Source organism: Streptomyces sp. NPDC004051, assembly GCF_053604275.1.
This window is the reverse complement of sequence record NZ_JBSGHG010000013.1, coordinates 71,225-88,860: the sequence shown is the minus strand read 5'-3', so window position 1 is coordinate 88,860 and position 17,636 is coordinate 71,225. Positions and strand designations below refer to the sequence as shown.

Annotated in this window: 19 protein-coding genes; 15 read left to right on the top strand and 4 right to left on the bottom strand. The window is 69.2% G+C overall.

Annotated features, from left to right (window positions below; translation table 11 throughout):
* Window positions 1-15: 15 nt before the first annotated feature.
* Window positions 16-729: a zinc finger domain-containing protein gene (locus ACWEQO_RS16465; protein ID WP_452983538.1), complete on the bottom strand. Its 714-nt coding sequence runs from the start codon at window positions 727-729 to the stop codon at window positions 16-18.
* A 2-nt stretch (window positions 730-731) separates the two neighbouring features.
* The gene (locus ACWEQO_RS16460; protein ID WP_452983535.1) at window positions 732-1,628 is read right to left on the bottom strand and encodes a helix-turn-helix domain-containing protein; all 897 of its coding nucleotides are present in this window, start codon (window positions 1,626-1,628) and stop codon (window positions 732-734) included.
* Between the two features lie 685 nt (window positions 1,629-2,313).
* Here ACWEQO_RS16460 and ACWEQO_RS16455 point away from each other — a divergent pair.
* From ACWEQO_RS16455 to ACWEQO_RS16440, 4 genes are all read left to right on the top strand, one after another.
* Window positions 2,314-2,766, top strand: coding sequence for a helix-turn-helix domain-containing protein (locus ACWEQO_RS16455; RefSeq protein WP_452983532.1), 453 nt, complete (start codon window positions 2,314-2,316; stop codon window positions 2,764-2,766).
* 179 nt (window positions 2,767-2,945) lie between these two features.
* Entirely contained in the window at window positions 2,946-3,500 is a 555-nt protein-coding gene (locus tag ACWEQO_RS16450; protein WP_452983529.1) for a secondary metabolite protein, read from the top strand.
* Window positions 3,497-4,696, top strand: coding sequence for an MAB_1171c family putative transporter (locus ACWEQO_RS16445; protein WP_452983525.1), 1,200 nt, complete (start codon window positions 3,497-3,499; stop codon window positions 4,694-4,696). The genes ACWEQO_RS16450 and ACWEQO_RS16445 overlap by 4 nt, the downstream gene beginning before the upstream one ends.
* Window positions 4,686-5,279, top strand: a complete 594-nt coding sequence (locus ACWEQO_RS16440; protein WP_452983522.1) for a hypothetical protein — start codon at window positions 4,686-4,688, stop codon at window positions 5,277-5,279. The genes ACWEQO_RS16445 and ACWEQO_RS16440 overlap by 11 nt, the downstream gene beginning before the upstream one ends.
* 184 nt (window positions 5,280-5,463) lie before the next feature.
* Here the strand turns inward: ACWEQO_RS16440 and ACWEQO_RS16435 are convergent, their stop codons facing one another.
* On the bottom strand, window positions 5,464-5,694 hold the full coding sequence (locus tag ACWEQO_RS16435; protein WP_452983519.1) for a DUF397 domain-containing protein: 231 nt from the start codon (window positions 5,692-5,694) through the stop codon (window positions 5,464-5,466).
* The gene (locus tag ACWEQO_RS16430; RefSeq protein ID WP_452983516.1) at window positions 5,691-6,548 is read right to left on the bottom strand and encodes a helix-turn-helix domain-containing protein; all 858 of its coding nucleotides are present in this window, start codon (window positions 6,546-6,548) and stop codon (window positions 5,691-5,693) included. The genes ACWEQO_RS16435 and ACWEQO_RS16430 overlap by 4 nt, the downstream gene beginning before the upstream one ends.
* A gap of 217 nt (window positions 6,549-6,765) precedes the next feature.
* On the opposite strand from ACWEQO_RS16430, the gene ACWEQO_RS16425 reads away from it, so the two are divergent.
* From ACWEQO_RS16425 to ACWEQO_RS16375, 11 genes are all read left to right on the top strand, one after another.
* Complete coding sequence (locus ACWEQO_RS16425; RefSeq protein ID WP_401459062.1) at window positions 6,766-7,188, top strand: ATP-binding protein; 423 nt, start codon at window positions 6,766-6,768, stop codon at window positions 7,186-7,188.
* Between the two features lie 56 nt (window positions 7,189-7,244).
* On the top strand, window positions 7,245-7,700 hold the full coding sequence (locus tag ACWEQO_RS16420) for a GNAT family N-acetyltransferase (RefSeq protein WP_452983512.1): 456 nt from the start codon (window positions 7,245-7,247) through the stop codon (window positions 7,698-7,700).
* 112 nt (window positions 7,701-7,812) lie between these two features.
* Window positions 7,813-9,228, top strand: coding sequence for a protoporphyrinogen/coproporphyrinogen oxidase (locus tag ACWEQO_RS16415; RefSeq protein ID WP_452983509.1), 1,416 nt, complete (start codon window positions 7,813-7,815; stop codon window positions 9,226-9,228).
* The gene (locus tag ACWEQO_RS16410; protein WP_452983506.1) at window positions 9,218-9,694 is read left to right on the top strand and encodes a protein-tyrosine phosphatase family protein; all 477 of its coding nucleotides are present in this window, start codon (window positions 9,218-9,220) and stop codon (window positions 9,692-9,694) included. Before ACWEQO_RS16415 ends, ACWEQO_RS16410 begins: the two co-directional genes overlap by 11 nt.
* Complete coding sequence (locus ACWEQO_RS16405; protein ID WP_452983503.1) at window positions 9,691-11,097, top strand: glycosyltransferase; 1,407 nt, start codon at window positions 9,691-9,693, stop codon at window positions 11,095-11,097. Before ACWEQO_RS16410 ends, ACWEQO_RS16405 begins: the two co-directional genes overlap by 4 nt.
* Window positions 11,090-13,444: a pyridoxal phosphate-dependent decarboxylase family protein gene (locus ACWEQO_RS16400; RefSeq protein WP_452983500.1), complete on the top strand. Its 2,355-nt coding sequence runs from the start codon at window positions 11,090-11,092 to the stop codon at window positions 13,442-13,444. Before ACWEQO_RS16405 ends, ACWEQO_RS16400 begins: the two co-directional genes overlap by 8 nt.
* The gene (locus tag ACWEQO_RS16395; protein ID WP_452983497.1) at window positions 13,441-14,319 is read left to right on the top strand and encodes a phosphotransferase family protein; all 879 of its coding nucleotides are present in this window, start codon (window positions 13,441-13,443) and stop codon (window positions 14,317-14,319) included. Before ACWEQO_RS16400 ends, ACWEQO_RS16395 begins: the two co-directional genes overlap by 4 nt.
* Window positions 14,316-14,828: an NUDIX domain-containing protein gene (locus ACWEQO_RS16390; protein ID WP_452983494.1), complete on the top strand. Its 513-nt coding sequence runs from the start codon at window positions 14,316-14,318 to the stop codon at window positions 14,826-14,828. The genes ACWEQO_RS16395 and ACWEQO_RS16390 overlap by 4 nt, the downstream gene beginning before the upstream one ends.
* 34 nt (window positions 14,829-14,862) lie before the next feature.
* Window positions 14,863-15,882, top strand: coding sequence for a monodechloroaminopyrrolnitrin synthase PrnB family protein (locus ACWEQO_RS16385; protein WP_452983491.1), 1,020 nt, complete (start codon window positions 14,863-14,865; stop codon window positions 15,880-15,882).
* Window positions 15,879-16,985 (top strand): GHMP family kinase ATP-binding protein, encoded by a 1,107-nt coding sequence (locus ACWEQO_RS16380; protein ID WP_452983488.1) that lies wholly within the window; start codon window positions 15,879-15,881, stop codon window positions 16,983-16,985. The genes ACWEQO_RS16385 and ACWEQO_RS16380 overlap by 4 nt, the downstream gene beginning before the upstream one ends.
* Window positions 16,982-17,626: a class I SAM-dependent methyltransferase gene (locus tag ACWEQO_RS16375; protein ID WP_452983485.1), complete on the top strand. Its 645-nt coding sequence runs from the start codon at window positions 16,982-16,984 to the stop codon at window positions 17,624-17,626. The genes ACWEQO_RS16380 and ACWEQO_RS16375 overlap by 4 nt, the downstream gene beginning before the upstream one ends.
* Window positions 17,627-17,636: the final 10 nt, after the last annotated feature.

The following is a 17,636-nucleotide window of genomic DNA, read 5'->3' as shown; positions in this document are numbered from 1 at the left end:
TGCCGGAGGCGCCGGTCAGGCCAAGGCGGGCTGCTGGGCCTGCTCGGTGTGCTGGGCCTGCTGGGCGGCGAGGTCGAGACGGCCGGGGTGCGGGGTGGCGCGCGGCGTGATGGCGCGTACCCCGTCGTTGGGGCCGATCCGGCGGCGGCGACACGGCTCGCCGACCGGGGCCAGACACCACTCGCATCGCACGCTCAGGGCATCGGGTAGCCCCTGCGCGACGGCAGCTTCGCGTGCAGCCCGGGCGGGCCGGAACGGTGCGAGAGCGGCTCGGGCGGCGGGCGGTATGCAGGAGCCGATCTGGTCCAGCCGAGCCTGCAGCCTCGGGTTGATCCCCTCCTGGCTGCTGGTGATGGCTCGGGCCTGCGCGGGCTGCGCTATGCCTGCGGCGACAGCGCGGCGGGTGCCGACCAACTCTGCGGTCCAGGCGGCCTGGTCGTCCGGGTCCGCGGACGGTGTGGGGTCGGAGTGGAGGGCCAGACGGTTGCGCCGGTAGCTCTCCCAGGGGCGGACTACGTCCGCGGGCTGGATCTGGTATGGCGAGGCGCGGTAGTGCTGGCGGGCGGCGACGCGGGCGTCCCAGCCGTGCGGGGTGGCGATCGGCACGTCACCGAGCAGCTCGTTCCACTGGGCGAGCTGATCGCGGGCCTCGCCCTCGTCGGTGCGAATGCTGCGGGGGTCGAGTCGGCCGATGTAGGCCAGCAGGGCGGCGATTTCGCGGCGGTCCACGGTCAGCCCTCCGTTCCGGTCGGCTCGTCCAGGGCGGCGAGAAGGGCGGCGGTGTGCTTCTCGGCCCGCGTCATGCCACCGGGCGCGGCGGTGTTCTGGCCGGGCACGGCGTAGAGGTTCGGGCGGCTGGGGGCGTGCTCCCTGGTGACCCAGGAGCGCCAGTCGGCAGCCCAGGCTTCCGCTGTCCTCGGGGCGTGGGCCGCCCGGTGGGCACGCCACTTCGCGTCGGCGGCCTGCAGGCCCTGCTCGCCGAGGCGGTCGAGGTGTCCCTGCTGGCGGGCCCAGGTGTGGGTGGCGGGATCGACCTGCCACTCGGCAGCCGAGGTGGCCGCAGCACCACCACTGCTGTACCTCCGGTTCAAATCAGGTTCACTACGGTTCTGTGTGCCGGTGGCCGGTACATCGCTGTGCCGGTGGCCGGTACGCCGCTGTGCCGGTTTCCGCCTCGACCTGCCGGTTTCCGGTACTGCCGGTTTTCGGACCCTCGCGGGGGATTCCGGCACCTCACGCGGGCGGATCCCGTACCGCCGCAGGGCCGACAGCCGGAGCTTCGCAGGGGCGGCGGGCTCGTCCGACACTGCCGTGTCCCCCGCTTCCTCCCGCTGCTCGCGATGTGCCTGTGCGATCGCTTCGGCGGCGAGAGGCAGGCGGTAGACCGTGCTGCGCTGCGGACCCACCAGGTCATCGAGCTGCTCCAGCTCGCCGGCCAGGAGCAGGCGCTCGACGGCTTCGCGCACCGTGGAGACCGAGGCGCGCGTGCGCTTGGCCAGGCTGGACAGCGAAGCCCAGGAGATGCACTGCTCGTCCGTCACCCGGTCGGCGATCGACAGCAGGACCAGACGCGCGGCCCCTCGGCTGGAGCTGTGCTCCCACACCCACTCGCGGGCTTCGCTGCTCATCGGCCGCTCCCGATGCGCGGGAGGGAGCGGCGGCCCGTCGGGGTCAGGATGGTGGGGTCCGGCTCGGGGTGCTGAGGCGCCGAGGCGGAGCTAGCTGCCGCGCAGGCCGGACGGAAGGGCCTTTTGCGCAGGGCGGAGCGCATGCAAGAATCTCCTCTGGTGTTGCCACGCTGAGACGCCCCGTGGAAGGGATCAGCGTGGTGATGGTGGCGATCTCCGCCCTTGCCGGGGCGGTACAGCCGTTAAGCGTCCGGCGTCCGGGAGTTGCTGCTCTCGGGCGCCGTCGCTGTGTCTTGGGACCTATGAGGCCCGGAGGTTGTGCACGTCATTGCTCCTGTGCTCGTCCATGCGGGTGCTCTGCCCGGCGAGGGACGACGAACATACGCACGGCTCCGCGTCAAGGTCCAGAGTTGGTTCTTAAACCCTGTAGAAGTCGCGTGAGCTGCTGCGACGGGGGTGGAGCGAGCATGGGCGGGTCCTAGCGCGTACGTAGGTCACGAAGGCCGGGCAAGGAGCGCTTACTGTGCCCTGCCGACATCGCAACACTTCAGTGAAGCTGTGATCGAGAACCTACGCCAAAGTGATCCCTGTCTGTCAACACTGAAGTGAAGCCTCTCGGCTTTTGGTCCTGGGAACTACACTGCAGTACAGTTCGGAGTCGGCGTCTAGATGAGAGGAGTCGGTGATGGTGGAGTCCAGCGGACCGACGGAGGTGCCCGGCGGCGCGGCCGGCGCTCGGCGCTCATTCGCCGACAAGCTCAACCACCTGTTCCAGACCGTGACGAACCCGGAGACCGGCAAGCGCTACACCAATGCCGAGGTCGCCCGGGCGATCTCCGTGTCCGAGAGCGCGATCTCGCAGCTGCGGACCGGGGCTAAGCCCAACCCCACCTACACGACGGTGGAACGACTTGCCGGCCACTTCCACGTCAAAGAGCAGTACTTCTTCTCGGACTACGACGCCGAGGAGGCTGAGAAGGTGCGCGCCTCCATGGAACTCATCGAGGCTGTAGTCGACAGTGACGTGCGCGGCCTTGCGCTTCGAGCCAACGGCCTCTCGGCGGACAGCTTGAAGATGATCACGGATGTGATCAATCAGGCGCGACGGTGGGAAGGGCTCGACAAGCCCGGGCAGTGATGTGACCTCCCTCACCTGTTGGGCGCATTTGACTGGTATGCCGTGCACGATCCTTCGAGATCGCCTTGGGCAATCATGTGAACGTATGCAAGGCTCCGCTGGAACCACGCGGAACGGAGGGTTCCGATTAGCGCAGGCCGTATCAGCGCTCATTCGGGACTACAGCAAGGATCTCGTTCATGTTCAATCGGCGATTTGCGCGCAAAGAGGCGCAGTTGAGGCGTCTGTGTGAGGAGCAGTTGCGGGGGGTCGAAATATCCGATCCCTACGCGGTGGATGAAATATGCCGGCAGCTCGCCATCAAGCGTGGCCGCCCTCTGCACCTCCACGAATTGCCTGAGACCGGAGGGGTCAATGCTCCCTGTGGAATGGTTCTCTCGTTCGACCACGGGGATTACATCTTTCACGTCGCGGCCACCAGTGAGCGGCATCGTGCGCAGATCGTGCGCCACGAGCTAGCGCACTTGCTGCTCGGGCATGCCGGGAGCAACGAGAACGTCGTCAAGTCTCTACTGGGAGTCCTCCCTGACGGGGTCGACCCCTCTGCCGTGCTCTCCGCTCTCGGTCGGACGAGCTACGACAGCGAGACCGAGTACGACGCCGAGATGGCCGCCTCCTGCCTGGGGGAACTCTTTCACGATCTTGCCCACTCGGGCAGGGAACGCGGCCGGTCCGGTGCGGTGTCGCGGCTCGACGACGCCCTGGTCCACCCACGGAGGAACCGCCGCTCATGAGCACATCCACCCTCGTCGCCGGCGTCCTCTGGCTGGTGGCTCTGTGGCGACTGCCGTCCCTCCGGCACTCTCGCAAGCAGCGAAGCCTGGCGCTGACCCTGGTGGCTCTCGCCGCTGCCATGACGTTCGAGGTTCCGCAGGTCAAAGAGGCAATCGATGCCGCCGTCGGTGCAGACGCCAGGCTGTCGCCGCTGCTGAAGCACCTGCTCGGCGTTACCTCGGCGGCGTATCTGCTCGACTTCGTCATCGCAGTCGTTCGACCGCAGGGCCTGGCGCGTCGCACACGACTGGTGGCCGCTGGCGTGACGTTGCCCCTCATGGTCGCTTCTTACGCTCTGGCCAACTGGACGCCGGGAGGGCCGGTCAGGCTCGGGGAGGGCCGCGGTGCCCTCTTTCCTATCCTCTACATGACGGTCTTCACGCTGTACATCGGCATCGCCATGGTCGTAGCGACCTGGCTGTTCCTCGGCGGCGTACGCCACAGCCGGACTCTCCTTGGGAAGGCCGGCCTCGGATTTCTGGGCTTGGGCACCCTGCTCGGAAGCCTGTACGCCCTCCAGCGCATCGTCTTCGTGACGGTTCAGCTCGCCTCCGGCACCAGCTATCCAGACTTGGAGAACCTTCTCTCCACAACGCTCAAGCAGGCCACCGTCCTGTCGGTCGCACTCGGCGTCTGCTTGCCTCCTCTCTCTGTCGCCGTGGAATACGTCAAGGCGTGGAGCACCCTGCGGAAACTGCGTCCCCTCTGGGTGCAGCTCACGGAAGCAGCCCCGTACGTGGTGCTGGCGACCTCCGTAGGCAGGTGGCGTATCCCCTTCCGGCTGGAGCGGTGCGTCATCGAGATCGAGGATGCCTGCCTGGCGCTCCGCGAGTACGTGTCAGTCGACATGCACACAAAGGCTCGGAGGTTCGTCCGTCAGGAAGGGGTCGACGCACAACTCGCTGACGCAGTGGCGGAAGCCTGCTGGTTGCGTGCAGCCGTCCAGAGCGCCCGAAACGGGGAACGACTGCGGGGAGTGGAATATCCACCCCTCGGCGTCACTGGCCGAGACAGAGCGAGCGAACTGTCATGGTTGCGCACCGTTGCCCGCGCGTACCTCTCCTCGCCAGTCGTTACCGAATTCGTTCGGCAAGAGCAGTCGTCCATTTCCCACGAGCAGGGCGCTTCGGAAAGGATCTCCTCAAATGACAACTGATGTCCGACCCAGCGAGTCGCTGCTGGCCCGCCGCATTACAGACTGGCTTGAGCCGAAGAACTGGATCATCGCTGTCACGCTGCTGGTCGGCTGGCACACCGCACAATGGAAAGGTGTTGCCTGGGGCGTGGTCGGCGCCCTCTTCGCGGCCGTCATCCCGATCACCTTCATCAAGTACGGCATTCGCAAAGGCCACTGGGGCGACAGACACGTTGGAGCGAAGCCAGCACGGCTAGTCGTGATGGTCGTCATCCTGCTCTCAGTAGCCACCGGGATCGTTTTGATGCTCATTGCAGGGGCGCCGCGCACCATGGTTGGCCTCATCGTCTCGATGCTGGTCACGCTCGCGATCCTCACCGCAATCACCTTCGCCTGGAAGATCTCCGTCCATCAGGCCGTGTCAGCGGGCGCCTGCGCGATGCTCGTGCAGACCTACGGGCCGTGGATGGCTCTCGGCTTTCTGCTGGTCATCGTCGTTGGCTGGTCCCGCATCGAACTGCGCGACCACACACGCAACCAGGTAATCGCAGGCACGATCCTTGGCACCATCGTGGCCGCGGCGGTCTTCCATCTGGCGCACTGACTCGGCGGCGAGAGCGCAGCAGGCCCGCCTCCCGCCGAGTGGCACGGCATCGCCCTCATCGGACGGCCGGAGCTCAAGCGTTGGGCACATGGCGAGCACCTCTACGCCGTCGTCGACGAACAGCACTCCCCGGCGTAGCCGGCCAGCCAGATTTGGGCTGGCCGGCAGTTAGAAGCGGTGCAGATCAGCTGCGTCGGAGTTCGCCGCGGAGGATGCCGCCGATGAATGCGTCGTATTCGGCGTCGGTGAACAGGTGCGGGGCCTTGCCGGTGTTCTTGGAATCGCGCAGGGCCACGATGCCCTGGTCGAGGAAGGCGACCTGGACGCAGGTCTGGCCGCCGCTGCTGCTGGTCTGCCACTGGGCGTCGTGCAGTTGGGACTCGACCCAGGCGGGGTCGAGTTCGTTCTTGTTCATGCAAGGTCCTTGGCGATGGTGGTGAGGAGCGGTACGGACGCCTTCTGGGAGAGGGCGTCGGATTTGAGCATGTCGCTGGTGGTGCGGTACACCTCCACCGTGTCTGGCTCGTTGAGGTGGAGCAGGGCCCGGATGGACTCGATGCACACGAGGTCCCGGCCCGTCGGGAAGGACATGAGCATGAAGTGCCCGTCCATCCCGGCGTGTGCGCCGGCCCGGTAGGGCAGGACCTGGATGGTGATGTTCGGGTCCGTGCGGGCGAGCCCGATCAGGTGCTCGATCTGGGCTCGCATGACGGTTTTGTCGCCGACTTCCTGGCGCAGGAGCCCTTCGGGAAGGACCGCCCAGATCTTCAGCGCCGGGTCACGCTCCAGCATGTTCTTCTGGTGCTCCTGGCGCATGGCTACGAAACGTTCGATGTCCTCCGGGGTCTTCCAGGCTCGGCTGCCTTCGGTTACGGCCCGGGCGTACTCGGGCGTCTGCAGTAGACCGTGGATGGCGACGGGATTGAAGACGAACAGGCTGCTGGCGCTCTCCACCAAGGAGAGGTAGTCGCCGAGCGGGTCGTCGACAACACCCTCGTACCGCTGCCACCAGTCGGCCTCGCCGGCGCGGCGCACGAGATTGCGCAGTTCTTCACGCAGGGCCGGGTCGTCGATCTGGTAGACCTCGAAGAAGTGGGGCAGTTGCTGGATCTTGAGTCCCTGCACTCCCTTCTCGATCTTGCTGACGGTGGAGAGGGACTGATACCCGAGGCGGCTGGCCGCCTCCTCCTGCGTCCAGTGCAGGGACTCGCGGATGCGCCGGAGCTCCGCGCCCAGGCGTCGGCGTCGCGGGGTCGGCTCGACCGGCATCCCCACCTCCTTGTGTTGGGCGACAGGCTAGCGTCTGCGCCAGTTCGGGAATATGCCAAATCCCCGAAGGGAAAGGCTTTCCTCAAGGACCTTCTTGCCGCAAGGGTAGTTGGCGGTCCATTATCGAGTCTCGCCTACTCGGACCGTGGCGTACCGGTTACGCAGTGCCACCGCGATCGGGTGCACGTCCGCGCCGCTTGGAGGGCCAGTGCCTGGGATGGTGATCAGCCCGGTCCGGCAGCACCACATGGTGCTGCCGGAGATCAGCCCCGATGCGATGGAGCCCGTGCGCGAGATCGTACGGATCCTGCTGCGGATGTGGCACAAGAGCGACCTGAGCTTCGTGGCCGAGCTCGGCGTCACCGAGCTGCTGACGAACGTCTGGAAACACACTTCGGGCGACTGCGAGCTCCTGATCCGTGAGATGCCCGACGGCGTCCTGGTCGGCGTGACCGACTTCGACGACGCACTCCCCGCGGTGAAAGAGCCGGTGGACGACGCCGAGTGCGGCCGGGGCCTGTTCCTGCTGGCCGCGCTGACCGAGGAGTTGCAGACCCAGCCCCTGCTCACCGGGAAGCAGGTGTGGTTTCGCCTCGGACGCCCCCTCGTCGGCGGCGAGGAAGAAGCGGACCATGGCTGAACGATCACGAAAGATCCGCGCGGCAACACCGGTCCCGTCCTGTCAGGAGAGCGCTCATGCAGGCTGTTCCCGCCGTCCAGGCCGATCTTCCCGCATGGCTGCACCTGGCGGGCGAGGTCGAGGATCTGTTCGGCCCCATGGTCGACGATCCGCAGTTCCGGGAGGCCGTGGAACGCAACATCAAGCGCGGGACCGCCCTGTGCGTACGCGATACGCCGGATGTGTCCGGCGGTGCGCTCGCCGGCGGGCTGCTGATGTCGGTCCATCCACCGCTCTACGAGATCAGCTGGCTGGCGGTCGGCGGCGCCTGGCGGGGCCGGGGCATCGGTGGACTGCTGGTTCGCTCCGCTCTGCGCGACCTCGCCGTCGCTCCGGGCACGGTCGAGGTGACGACGTTCGGACCGGACCACCCTGGCCGGGACGCCCGTGGCTTTTACGAACACCTCGGCTTCGCACCTGTCTTGCCCCTGTCGGCGGACGGCACGCGCCAGACCTACCGACTCCGTCTGTGACGTTCGCTCCCTGGCCGTGGTCCGCGGGCTGCCGCCTGCATCAACTCCAAGAGGACAACAGGCCGAGAAGCAGTCACCGACTGAGTTTCGGCCGCGCGAGGAGGAGAGTGTCGTGAGGAACGCCAGAGCACGCGCCACCATCCCGGTGGTGATCTTGGGTGGGGGACCGTGCGGACTCGCGTGCGCTCACGAACTCCAGCGCCTCGGTCACCGCGACTGGGTACTGCTGGAGGCCGCGCAGACGGTCGGGGGCTTAGGATCCTCGGTCGTCGACGAGGCCGGCTTCACCTGGGATCTCGGCGGTCACGTCGTGTTCTCCACGGTGAAGAGCTTCGACGCGTTACTGGACGAACTGTTCGCGCCGCATGAGCTGTTGCGCCACGAGCGTTCCTCGTTCGTCCGGCACAGCGGACGATGGGTGCCCTACCCCTTCCAGCAGCACCTGCGCCACCTCCCCCGGGCACAAGCCCAGAAGTGCCTGGACGATCTGGCCGCGGCGCAGGCCCGCGGCCCGGCCTCTTCGGGAACGGACTTCGGCGTGTGGCTGGAGGCCACCTACGGTCCGACCCTGGTGGAAGAGTTCTTCGCCCCGTACAACCACAAGATATGGGCCACCGCCCTGAGCGAGATGTCCTCCTCCTGGATAGCGGAGCGGGTCGCGCCCGCCGACACCAGTGCGCTGCGAAGGAGGGGGGCGTCGGAAACGGCGTCCACGAGCCGGTGGGGCCCCAACGCACAGTTCGCCTTCCCGGCGTCGGGCGGCACCGGCGCGATCTGGGAGCGGCTGGCCTCCCGCCTGGAGGGAGATGTCCGGACCGGGCAGGCCGTCCTGCGCATCGACGAGGCGGTGAAGACCCTGGTGACCTCCGACGGCGCCGTTCTCTCCTACGGGAGTCTGGTGGCCACCGGCGCGCTCGACCAACTCGTCGCGATGACGGCCGGGGTACCCGCGCAGGTACGCCAGGCCGCCACGGCCCTGAAACACACCACCGTGGTCATGGTGGGCCTCGGCTACGAGTCACCGACCACCGACAGGCGTTCGTGGCTGTATTTTCCCGGCCGTGAGACGCCGTTCTACCGGGCGACGAACTTCTCCCGGTACGCGCCGACCAATGTCCCTCACTCCGACCCCAGCCGGTACTCGGCCTGGATGACCGAGACGTCGCTGCCCGCCGGAACCCTCCTCGACGAGGCCGCCCTGGTCGAGGAGTGCGACACGGCTCTGCGGCGCTGCGGTCTGGTTCCCGACGGGGCCCGGCGCGTCAGCGGCCACCTGGAGCTGATCCCCTACGCCTACCCGGTCCCGACCACCGGCCGGGACACGGCCCTCGCGCTCATCCAGCCCTGGCTGGAGAGCCACGGGATCTACTCGCGCGGACGCTTCGGCACCTGGCGCTACGAGATCGGCAACATGGACCACGCCGTCACCATGGGCCAGGACATCGCCCGGCGGCTCGTCCACGGCACCGCCGAGAGGATCTACACGGCTCCCCGCCCGGCGGCCCGGGAGGCGGTTCATGGGCACTGAACTCCGCCTCGATGCCCATCCGGTCACGAGCTGGCTCCTGCTCGGCGCCGCACCCGACAGCACACGCGCCGTGGACGAGCTCCTCGACCGGGGCGTCACGCACGTCCTGGACTGCCGGACCCCGCGCCAGATGCCACCGCCCGCGGCCATCTGCCCCGGCCTGGTGTGGTGTTCGGCGCCCACCGAGGACGACGGCGCCTCGCGCGGCACCGACTGGTACTCCGCCTGCCTGGCCTTCGCCGAACGGGCGGCACGCGAGGAGAACGCCCGGCTGTACGTCCACTGCGCGGCCGGAGTGAACCGCTCCCCGGCCGCCGCGTACACGATTCTGCGCTCGCGCGGATGGAGAGCCTCCGCCGCGCGGGCCCGCATCCTGGCCTGCCGTGCCCAAGTCCGCCCTCGCTACTTCGAGGACGCCGAACAGTGCCTGGCTGAACTGGGCCTCGTCGAACAGGAGAGAGCGTGATCCGCGCCAGCCGGCTGCTCGCCGCCGCCTACACCGCCAGGGCCCTCTACATGACGGCCTCCCTGGCCCTGTCCTACCGGTCCCTGCGTACCGAGGCCGACCGTGCCGAGGAGGACCTTCCCGAGGAGACGCCGGGTCTGACGGTGATCATTCCTGCGCTGCGGGAGCAGGCGGTGATGCCCCGCTCGCTGGAGCACTTCGCCGCGCTCGCCGCCCGGTGGCCGACGTTGCACGTCCTGGTCGTCACCGCGGCACGCGAGGCTGCCGAGACCCCCAGCGGCCGGCCCACCACCGAAGACGTGTGCCGGAACCTGGCTTACCAGCACAACACCAGGCTCGGCCGGGAGGTCTTCGCCGTCGTGTCCTACCCGGGGCAGGGCCGCCGGGCCTCCCAGCTCAACTACGCCGTGGCGGCGTTGGACAAGCTGTCCCCGCCCGCCGGGGACTACGTTGCGGTGTTCGACGCCGACGCGGTCCCCGATGCCCGGCTTGCCTCCCAGTTCGCCCACGCCGCGAAGGGGCGGCCCGCGATGATCCAGCAGCCGATGCTGCCCGCCTTCCCCGGCAGTAGCAGCGGGCGGCGCTCGGCGGTGATGTCCGGCCAGGATCTTGCCTCGTTCCGCCGCACCCTGGGCATCGAGTACCGCCGTATCCGAGTGGCCCGCTGGTGTGCTCCCGGCCGGCGCCCCCGGCTGCTGGCCGCGCTCGCACGCCCGATGGTCTACGGGGTGGGCTCCGGGCTCATCGTGCGCCGCGACAAGATCGAGGACATCGGGTTCTTCCAGGAACCGCACGATGACCTCGCCGTCGGTCACCGCCTGAGCATGGCCGGTGAGCCGATCGCGGTTCTGCCTTCGGTCAACATCGTCGAGCCGTATCAGAGCGTGGGGGCGATGGCGCGGGCGTTCAGCAGCGTGGCCTTCGCGAACGCCGCGACCCGCCACGACTACCGTTTCGCCAAAGCGCACCCCACCCGTCTCTCGGCTGCCGGGCAGCGGCTCCTGGCTGCCCGCGCCCTGGCCGATGGTGCGGCCTGGGCGCTGGGACCGGCGGTGATGGGCACCGTCGCCACCCACCTGGTGGTGAGGCGGCGGTACGGGCCGCTGGTGGCCGCCGCTCTGGCAGCGGGCCTGATCGAGCCGGTTGTGGCCTACCGGCTGCGCGGACGCGTCCTCGACGACTTTCGAGCGGCCGGCCCTGCCGGCGGGACCTGGCGGCAGCCGCCCACCGCCGCGGCCGTCGTCACCTACATGCTGCAGCCCGCGGTGAGCGCGCTGGGTCCGTGGCTGCTGGGCGTGCGCGCGGGTGTCGCCCAACTGACCGGCCGGGAACTGAGGTTCACGAAGACCGAGCACCTGGGTGAGATCGCCCCCGAAACCCGAGGAGGCACCGTTCATGGGTGACCTGGACATCGGCTGGTCCGTGCCCACCGCGTTCCCCGAAACCGGCTGGAGCCGCGCGTTGATCGACGAGCACCTCGAACAGGCCCGGCGCGAGATACCGGCGTGGGACGACCCCGAGCAGACCCGGCTCGGCTTCGCGATGGCCGCCCCGCATCCGGAGGCGGTACGTGTCCTGGGCGACTGGTCCGCGCTCAACACCAACAACGTCGGCACCCACACCCGCTTCGGGGAGGGCAAGGCGGGCACTCGGCGGCTGGAGAAGGAAGCCCTGGCCGTCCTCGCCGGCCTCTATCGCGGCGGCGCCCTCGACGGACACCTCACCGGCGGCGCCAACGAAGCAACCCTTGCCGCCCTGCGGATCGCCCGCAACCTGCTGCGCGCCGACGGCCACCAGGTCCGCGTGATCACCTCCGACCTGTGCCACGCCTCGGTCGGCAAGGCTGCCGAGATCCTCGACCTCGACCTGGTACGCCTGCCTGCCGGGCCCACCTGGACCCTGGCCCGCGACCAGGTCCGCCACGCCGCGCAGGAGGCGATGGCGGCCGGGATCACCGGCATCATCGTGGTGGCCACCGCCGGCTATTACAACAGCGGCTTCGCCGACCCCGTCGACGAGATCGCCGCCGACCTGCGCGACCTCGCCTTCCAGCACCCCGGACAGGCGGGATGCTTCCTGCACGTCGATGCCGCCCACGGCGGATTCGTCTTCCCCTTCACCGCCCCCGATCTGCCCTTCGACTTCCGCAGCCCCGGCGTGCACTCCATGGCCGTCGATCCCCACAAGGCCGGTCTCATGCCGTACGCGTGCGGGGCCCTGCTCGTGCGCAAGGGACTGCTCGAACACGTCACCCGCATCGACCCGCACACCCGGATCCCCGACGAGACCGTGCTGGGCTCCCGCCCCGGCGCCACCGCAGCAGCCCTGTGGGCCACGCTGCACACGCTGGGCCGTACCGGCTACACCGCCCTGACCACCCGCTGCCTCGAACACCGCGACCAGCTCACCGCCGCCGTACGGGCCGCCGACCCCGACGCCTTGCTCGTGCCCGCCCCACACGCGCCCGTTCTCTCCGCCGCCTTCAGCCACCCCGGCGGACGGCTGCCGCCGGAATTGTGCGACCGCTACCGCCTCGTCCCCCTCAGCCTCCCGGACCCGCACGGTGGCGGCACCCGCCTCTACTACCACTTCTACGCCTCCGCCTCCCTGACCGATGCCCAGATCACCGCGTTCGCCGGACACCTGGCCGATGCCACCGCCCAAGCCCGCGCGACGGCTTCCGAAGACCGCGGCAGCGGGCGGAGCATCACCTCCGAGGTGATCGCGGACACCCGCACCCACACCGACTGCTTCCGTCACTTCGTCGTCCACCCCGAAGGACGTCGTGACCCGCAGGTGCCGGGCTACTCCTTCCACACCTTCGCCCACCGGCGCGCCACCGGCGAGCAGATGCAGGACATCCGCTGGGGCGAGGCGCGGGCTGGCGGCGACCTGTGGATCTACGCTCCCGACCTGAAGAATCCCTTCGCCAATGAGCTGATGGGGGTGCGCACCGAGCGCTATTTCCTCGAAGTCCTCGACCTCCACCAGCAGCAGTTGTCCCTGGTCGGCGCGATCCACGCCACGATGCTGCTGCCGGGCTCCCTGCGTGTCCTGCTGAACTTCGAGGCGGACGGCACCTTCCGCTCCGCCGAGTACAAGGCCCTCGGCGAGACCGAAGCCGACGAGCTGCAGATCTTCCCCGACGCCATCACCGCCAAGATCGGCAAGGACGCGGCGGGATTCCTCCGCCCCCACAGCGACGACTACTCCTTCTCCATCGACACCTCGGCCGAGATCAGGGTGCGCCGCACCGACGGCACCGCCGCCCCCGTCGTCCAGATGGCCCGTCACAACGCCGATGTGCTGCTGCCGCGCCGCCGGCACCTTCGGCGCGAGCAGTTCCGGCGCTTCCCGAACCGGTTCTTCGACACCGAGCTGGACATCGAGGCCGGCCGGACCTGGACCGGCACCGCCTACCTGGCGGAACTCCTCGCCCCTACCGGCATCGGCACCGTACTGGCAGCACGCTCCGCGACCGCGGGACTGTGCACCGTGGACGGCAGGGTCAGCGACAGCGGCCTGCACTTGGCGCTCACCGCGCTGTCCGAACCCAGGACCGATGCCATCGACCTCGCCGCGCCCTTCGACCTCGGCCGCCGGCTGCACGACGCACTGCCCCGCCTGGACGTTCGCGACCCGGACCAGCTCGGCGTCGAGCAGGTCATCGACTTCGCCGAGAGCGTCCACGAGGTGTTCATGTGCGACGGACTGCCCGCCGGCCTCGTCATCGCGGGAGCCGGCCGATGACCACAGCCACGCTCGACCACACGGCCCTCAGCCGTCTCCTGCCCGGCGCCAAAACCGTCAGCGCCCGGCCCTTGCCCCAGGGCCGCTTCAACACCTGCTGGCACCTTGCCGACTCCGACCGTGCCTATCTCCTCAAGCTCAACGACCGTGAGGGCGAAGCCCATCTGCGCCAGATGGCCGCGGCCATGAGCGACGCGAGGGCGGGCGGCGCCGCAGTCCCGCAGGTCCTGCGCGTGGGCACCGACCCTGACCTTGGCCCCTTCCTGCTCCAGGAATGGCTGGATGGCCGCACCTTCGCCGAAGCCCGCCAGGACAACGCCATCACGGCGGACCTGTGGCCGCGGCTCGGACACCAGATCGCCCTGCTGCACTCCACCCAGCCACCACCTCCCCTCATGGCGACACCGGCCTCCCGTGCCCGCCAACTTTCCGACCTCCTGGACGGCCTGCGCCGACACCGGCTGATCCCCACCGCGCTCGCCGAGGCAGCCCGCAGGCGCGGGCTGCATCTGGCCGAAACACTCAGCGACCACGAGTGCGTGAATACCCATCAGGACATCCACCCCGATAACATCCTCATCCGTCCCGGCGGCAAGATCGCCCTGCTCGACTTCGACCACGCCACCACAGCGGAATACGCCAGCGACTTCGTCAAACCCGACCGCTGGTGCCTGCCCTCCGCCCACGACCGGCAACAGATGCTACACGCCTACTGGCAGCAACGCGGGGAAGGGGCCGACCCGTTGTTCGAGCAGCGCCTCGCCTTCCACCGCCTGGTCATCACCCTGTCGTACTTCCTGTACTGGCACGGCCGTGACCCCACCCAGCTCCCCGGGTGCACCGCGGCCCTGCGAACCGAACTGGAGCGAACATGACCGCCAACGACACCGCCACCACAGCCGTTCCGGCTCCCGCCCCGGTCACCGGGCCCGGTGTCCAGGTCGTCGCCGCACTGCTGCGCCGCGACGACCACATCGTCCTCGTCCAGGAACAGCGCGACGGAAAGGAGATGTGGTCCGTCCCCGGCGGCGGCGTCGAGCGCGGCGAACTCCTCACCGAGGCCCTGGTCCGCGAGGTCAAGGAAGAGACCGGCCTGAACCTGAGGGCGGTTGGCCCGCTGGCCTGCCTGGTCAACACCACGACCGACAGGTACCCCTCCACCGTGGTGTTGACCTTCGACTGCACCGAGTGGGACGGCGAGATCGCGGTGCACGACCCGGACGGCAAAGTGACCGGCGCGGTCCTGCTGCCGCTGACCGAGGCCAAGGCCGTCCTGGCGTCCTCTACCGCGACCCGACCCGAGATCGAACCCCTGCTGGACTACCTCGACACCCTCAGCGCCGGCCGCGTGTGGTCCTACCGGGACGACCTGCCCATCGAATGACCGCGCCCGGGACACCGGGAGCCGGGAGAGGACTATGACGCTCACCCACGACCTCGACTCGATCACGGCCACGCTCGACCCGCTCGGCGCCGACGCGGTGATGAGGGCCTTGCCCCAGGCCAACATCGCGGCCGACACCAGGTGGCTGCACACCCGAGCCGAGCGCCTCTCCCGGCACGCTGCCTCGATCCGTGACGTCGCCCCCGCCCGGGCGGCGTTACGGGACCTGGGCATGATCACCGCCTCCCTCGCCCGCCACACCTCCCGCCAGATCCCTCCGCCCGCCGTCGAAGCGGCCATGCTCCACCTGGGCGCCACAGCCGACGAGGTCCCCCGGGAAACCGTGTACTCCTACGCGACCCGCAACCCCCGTGGTCTCCGAAGGCGCTCCTTCACCGACACCCCGGGCGAGCACGTTTTCATCGACGAGGTCACCGACGCCAGCCACGCCCTCGACGACGCGATCCGGCACTGCGCCGGCATGCCTGAGGCGGCCAACCAGGAAGCGGTCGATTCTCTCGCCGCGACCGTCCACGAGCGACTGCGAGCCTTCGCCGCGCATCTGCTGACGGTCAAACGCACGCTGACACCGGAGTACTTCACCGGTCTCCTGCGTCCGTACTACCCGCCTCTGGACATCGACGGGACCACCTACTACGCGCCGGGCGGCGCCCAGATGCCACTGCTCGTCCTCGACGTGATGATCCTCAGCCAGGCCGCCACCGGCAACCTCGCCGCCTGGTACGAGCAGTACCTCACCGACAACGTCCTCTACCTGCCGCCGCACCACCGTGCCATGGTCGACACAGCCCGCCGGACTCCGGGTCTTGCCCGCCTCGCCCGCCACCACCCGCACCTGCGGCCGGCCGTCGCCCTGCTCATCGATGACCTGCTGCGCTTTCGCCTGCCCCACCGCCAACTCGCACGGGACAACATGGCCGTCCGGACCGAAGGGGCCCTCGGCAGCGGCGGCTACACCACCAGCGCCCTCGACCGCCTGCTCGACGTCACCGAAAGCGCCCGCGCCCTTCTCAGCCCCGGGAGTCCCGTATGAGCACCTCCATCGACAGCGACTTTCCGCCCTTCCCGCTCGGCGCCCCACGCTCCCCGCTCGCACTCGACCCCAGGCCCAGCAACCCGCCACAGCCCGTTGCCGATCACGTCCGCCTGGACTACCCCAGCCGCATCAACGCCATGGCCCTGGACTCCAGCAAGATCGTTCCCAGTCAGGGCGCCTACCTCGCGGGCGAACTCCTCTTCGCCTGCGACCTCATGCGCCGCGTCGAGGTCCAGATCGTCGGCAACGGACCCGCCGTCCAGACCACCCCCGACTGCGACCACCCGGTCCTGGCCCGGCACGCCGCGCTGCTGATGCGCACGGCACTCGGCACTCGAGATCGGCTGCGGGTACGGGTGAGCGCCCCGGACCTGCCCGCGCACCTCGGACTCGGCTCGAGCAGCGGGCAGATCGCCGCCGTGGCCGCGGCCGTCAACGAGCTCTACGGACATCCCGTCCCCGCCCGCCGGCTCGTCAAATTCCTGGCACTCAACCACGGTGAGGAGATCGACCACGACGACGCTCACCTTCTGCCGGTCCAGTGTCTGGGCGGCTCCGCGACGGCCGGGCTCATACCCGGCGCGGCCCAGGTGATCGCCGGCGCGCACGTGCCGCTGCTGCAGGCCGCCCTGCCCGAGGGCATGCGCATCGTGCTCGGCATGCCCCACGACCCGGTGATCTGGGACGCCCGCGACAGTCTCGCCGCCGAGGCCCGAAACTTCGACGCCTTCGCCACCACCGGCCGCACGTACGGCCCCGAGATCGCCTACCGGCTCCTGCACGACGCCTGGCCCGCCCTGCTCGACGGGGACCTCGGTCCGCTCGGCAGCCTTCTGTTCGACTACCGCTTCCGGATGGGGAGCCTCGCCAACTGCGCCTTCTCCCACCCCGAGCTGCTGGCCGCCGGCGAGAAAGTCGAACACATCTTCACCGAGCACCTCGCCGAGGTCCTCACCCTGTCCTCCGTCGGTCCCACCTTCGTCGCCCTCACCCGCACGCCCGAACGGTGCGAGCAGGCGTTCGCCGACGCGGGACTGCGGACCGTGCGCTGCTGGCCGTGGAACAGCGGCTACACCCTCCACGGCCAGGAGGAACAGTGACCCACACCGGACCGGCGCCCACCGGCACCTACTGGAACGACCGCGCAACTATCGCCGCTTTCGCCGAGCTGCCCACGCCGCCCTACCTCGCCGATCTGCTCACCGCCCCGGTGCCCGACACCGCCCTCGCGCTCGACGCGGGCTGCGGTGCCGGCCGGAACGTGCCCGCCCTGGCCGCCGCGGGCTACCGGGTCCTCGCGATCGACCTGCATCCCGGCATGCTGCACCAGGCCCGCCGCCACGCCGGACCCCGGACCGCCTTCATCGAAGCCGACGTCACCTGCCTCCCTCTGGACGACCGGAGGGCGTCCCTCGTCGTGTGCCACGGCGTCCTGCACAATCTTCACCACCGTGACGCTCTCGTCGCGGCGCTGCGCGAACTGCACCGGGTCCTTCTCCCTGGCGGAACGCTGTCGCTGAACCTCTTCACCGCCCGTCACCTCGACCCGTGCCTCACTCCCCTCGGCGACGACCGGTACGCGCTGCCGAACGGCCAGCACATGACGCTCCTTTCCTCCGAGGACCTGCTCGGTTTCATCCATGCCGCAGGACTCGTCCCGAGCGGGGAAGCCGTGCAGTACCTCAGCCCGGGAGACCCGGGGCAGCGCTCGGTATGGCGCGCGATCCTCACCCGGCCGTAGCCCATTCCGA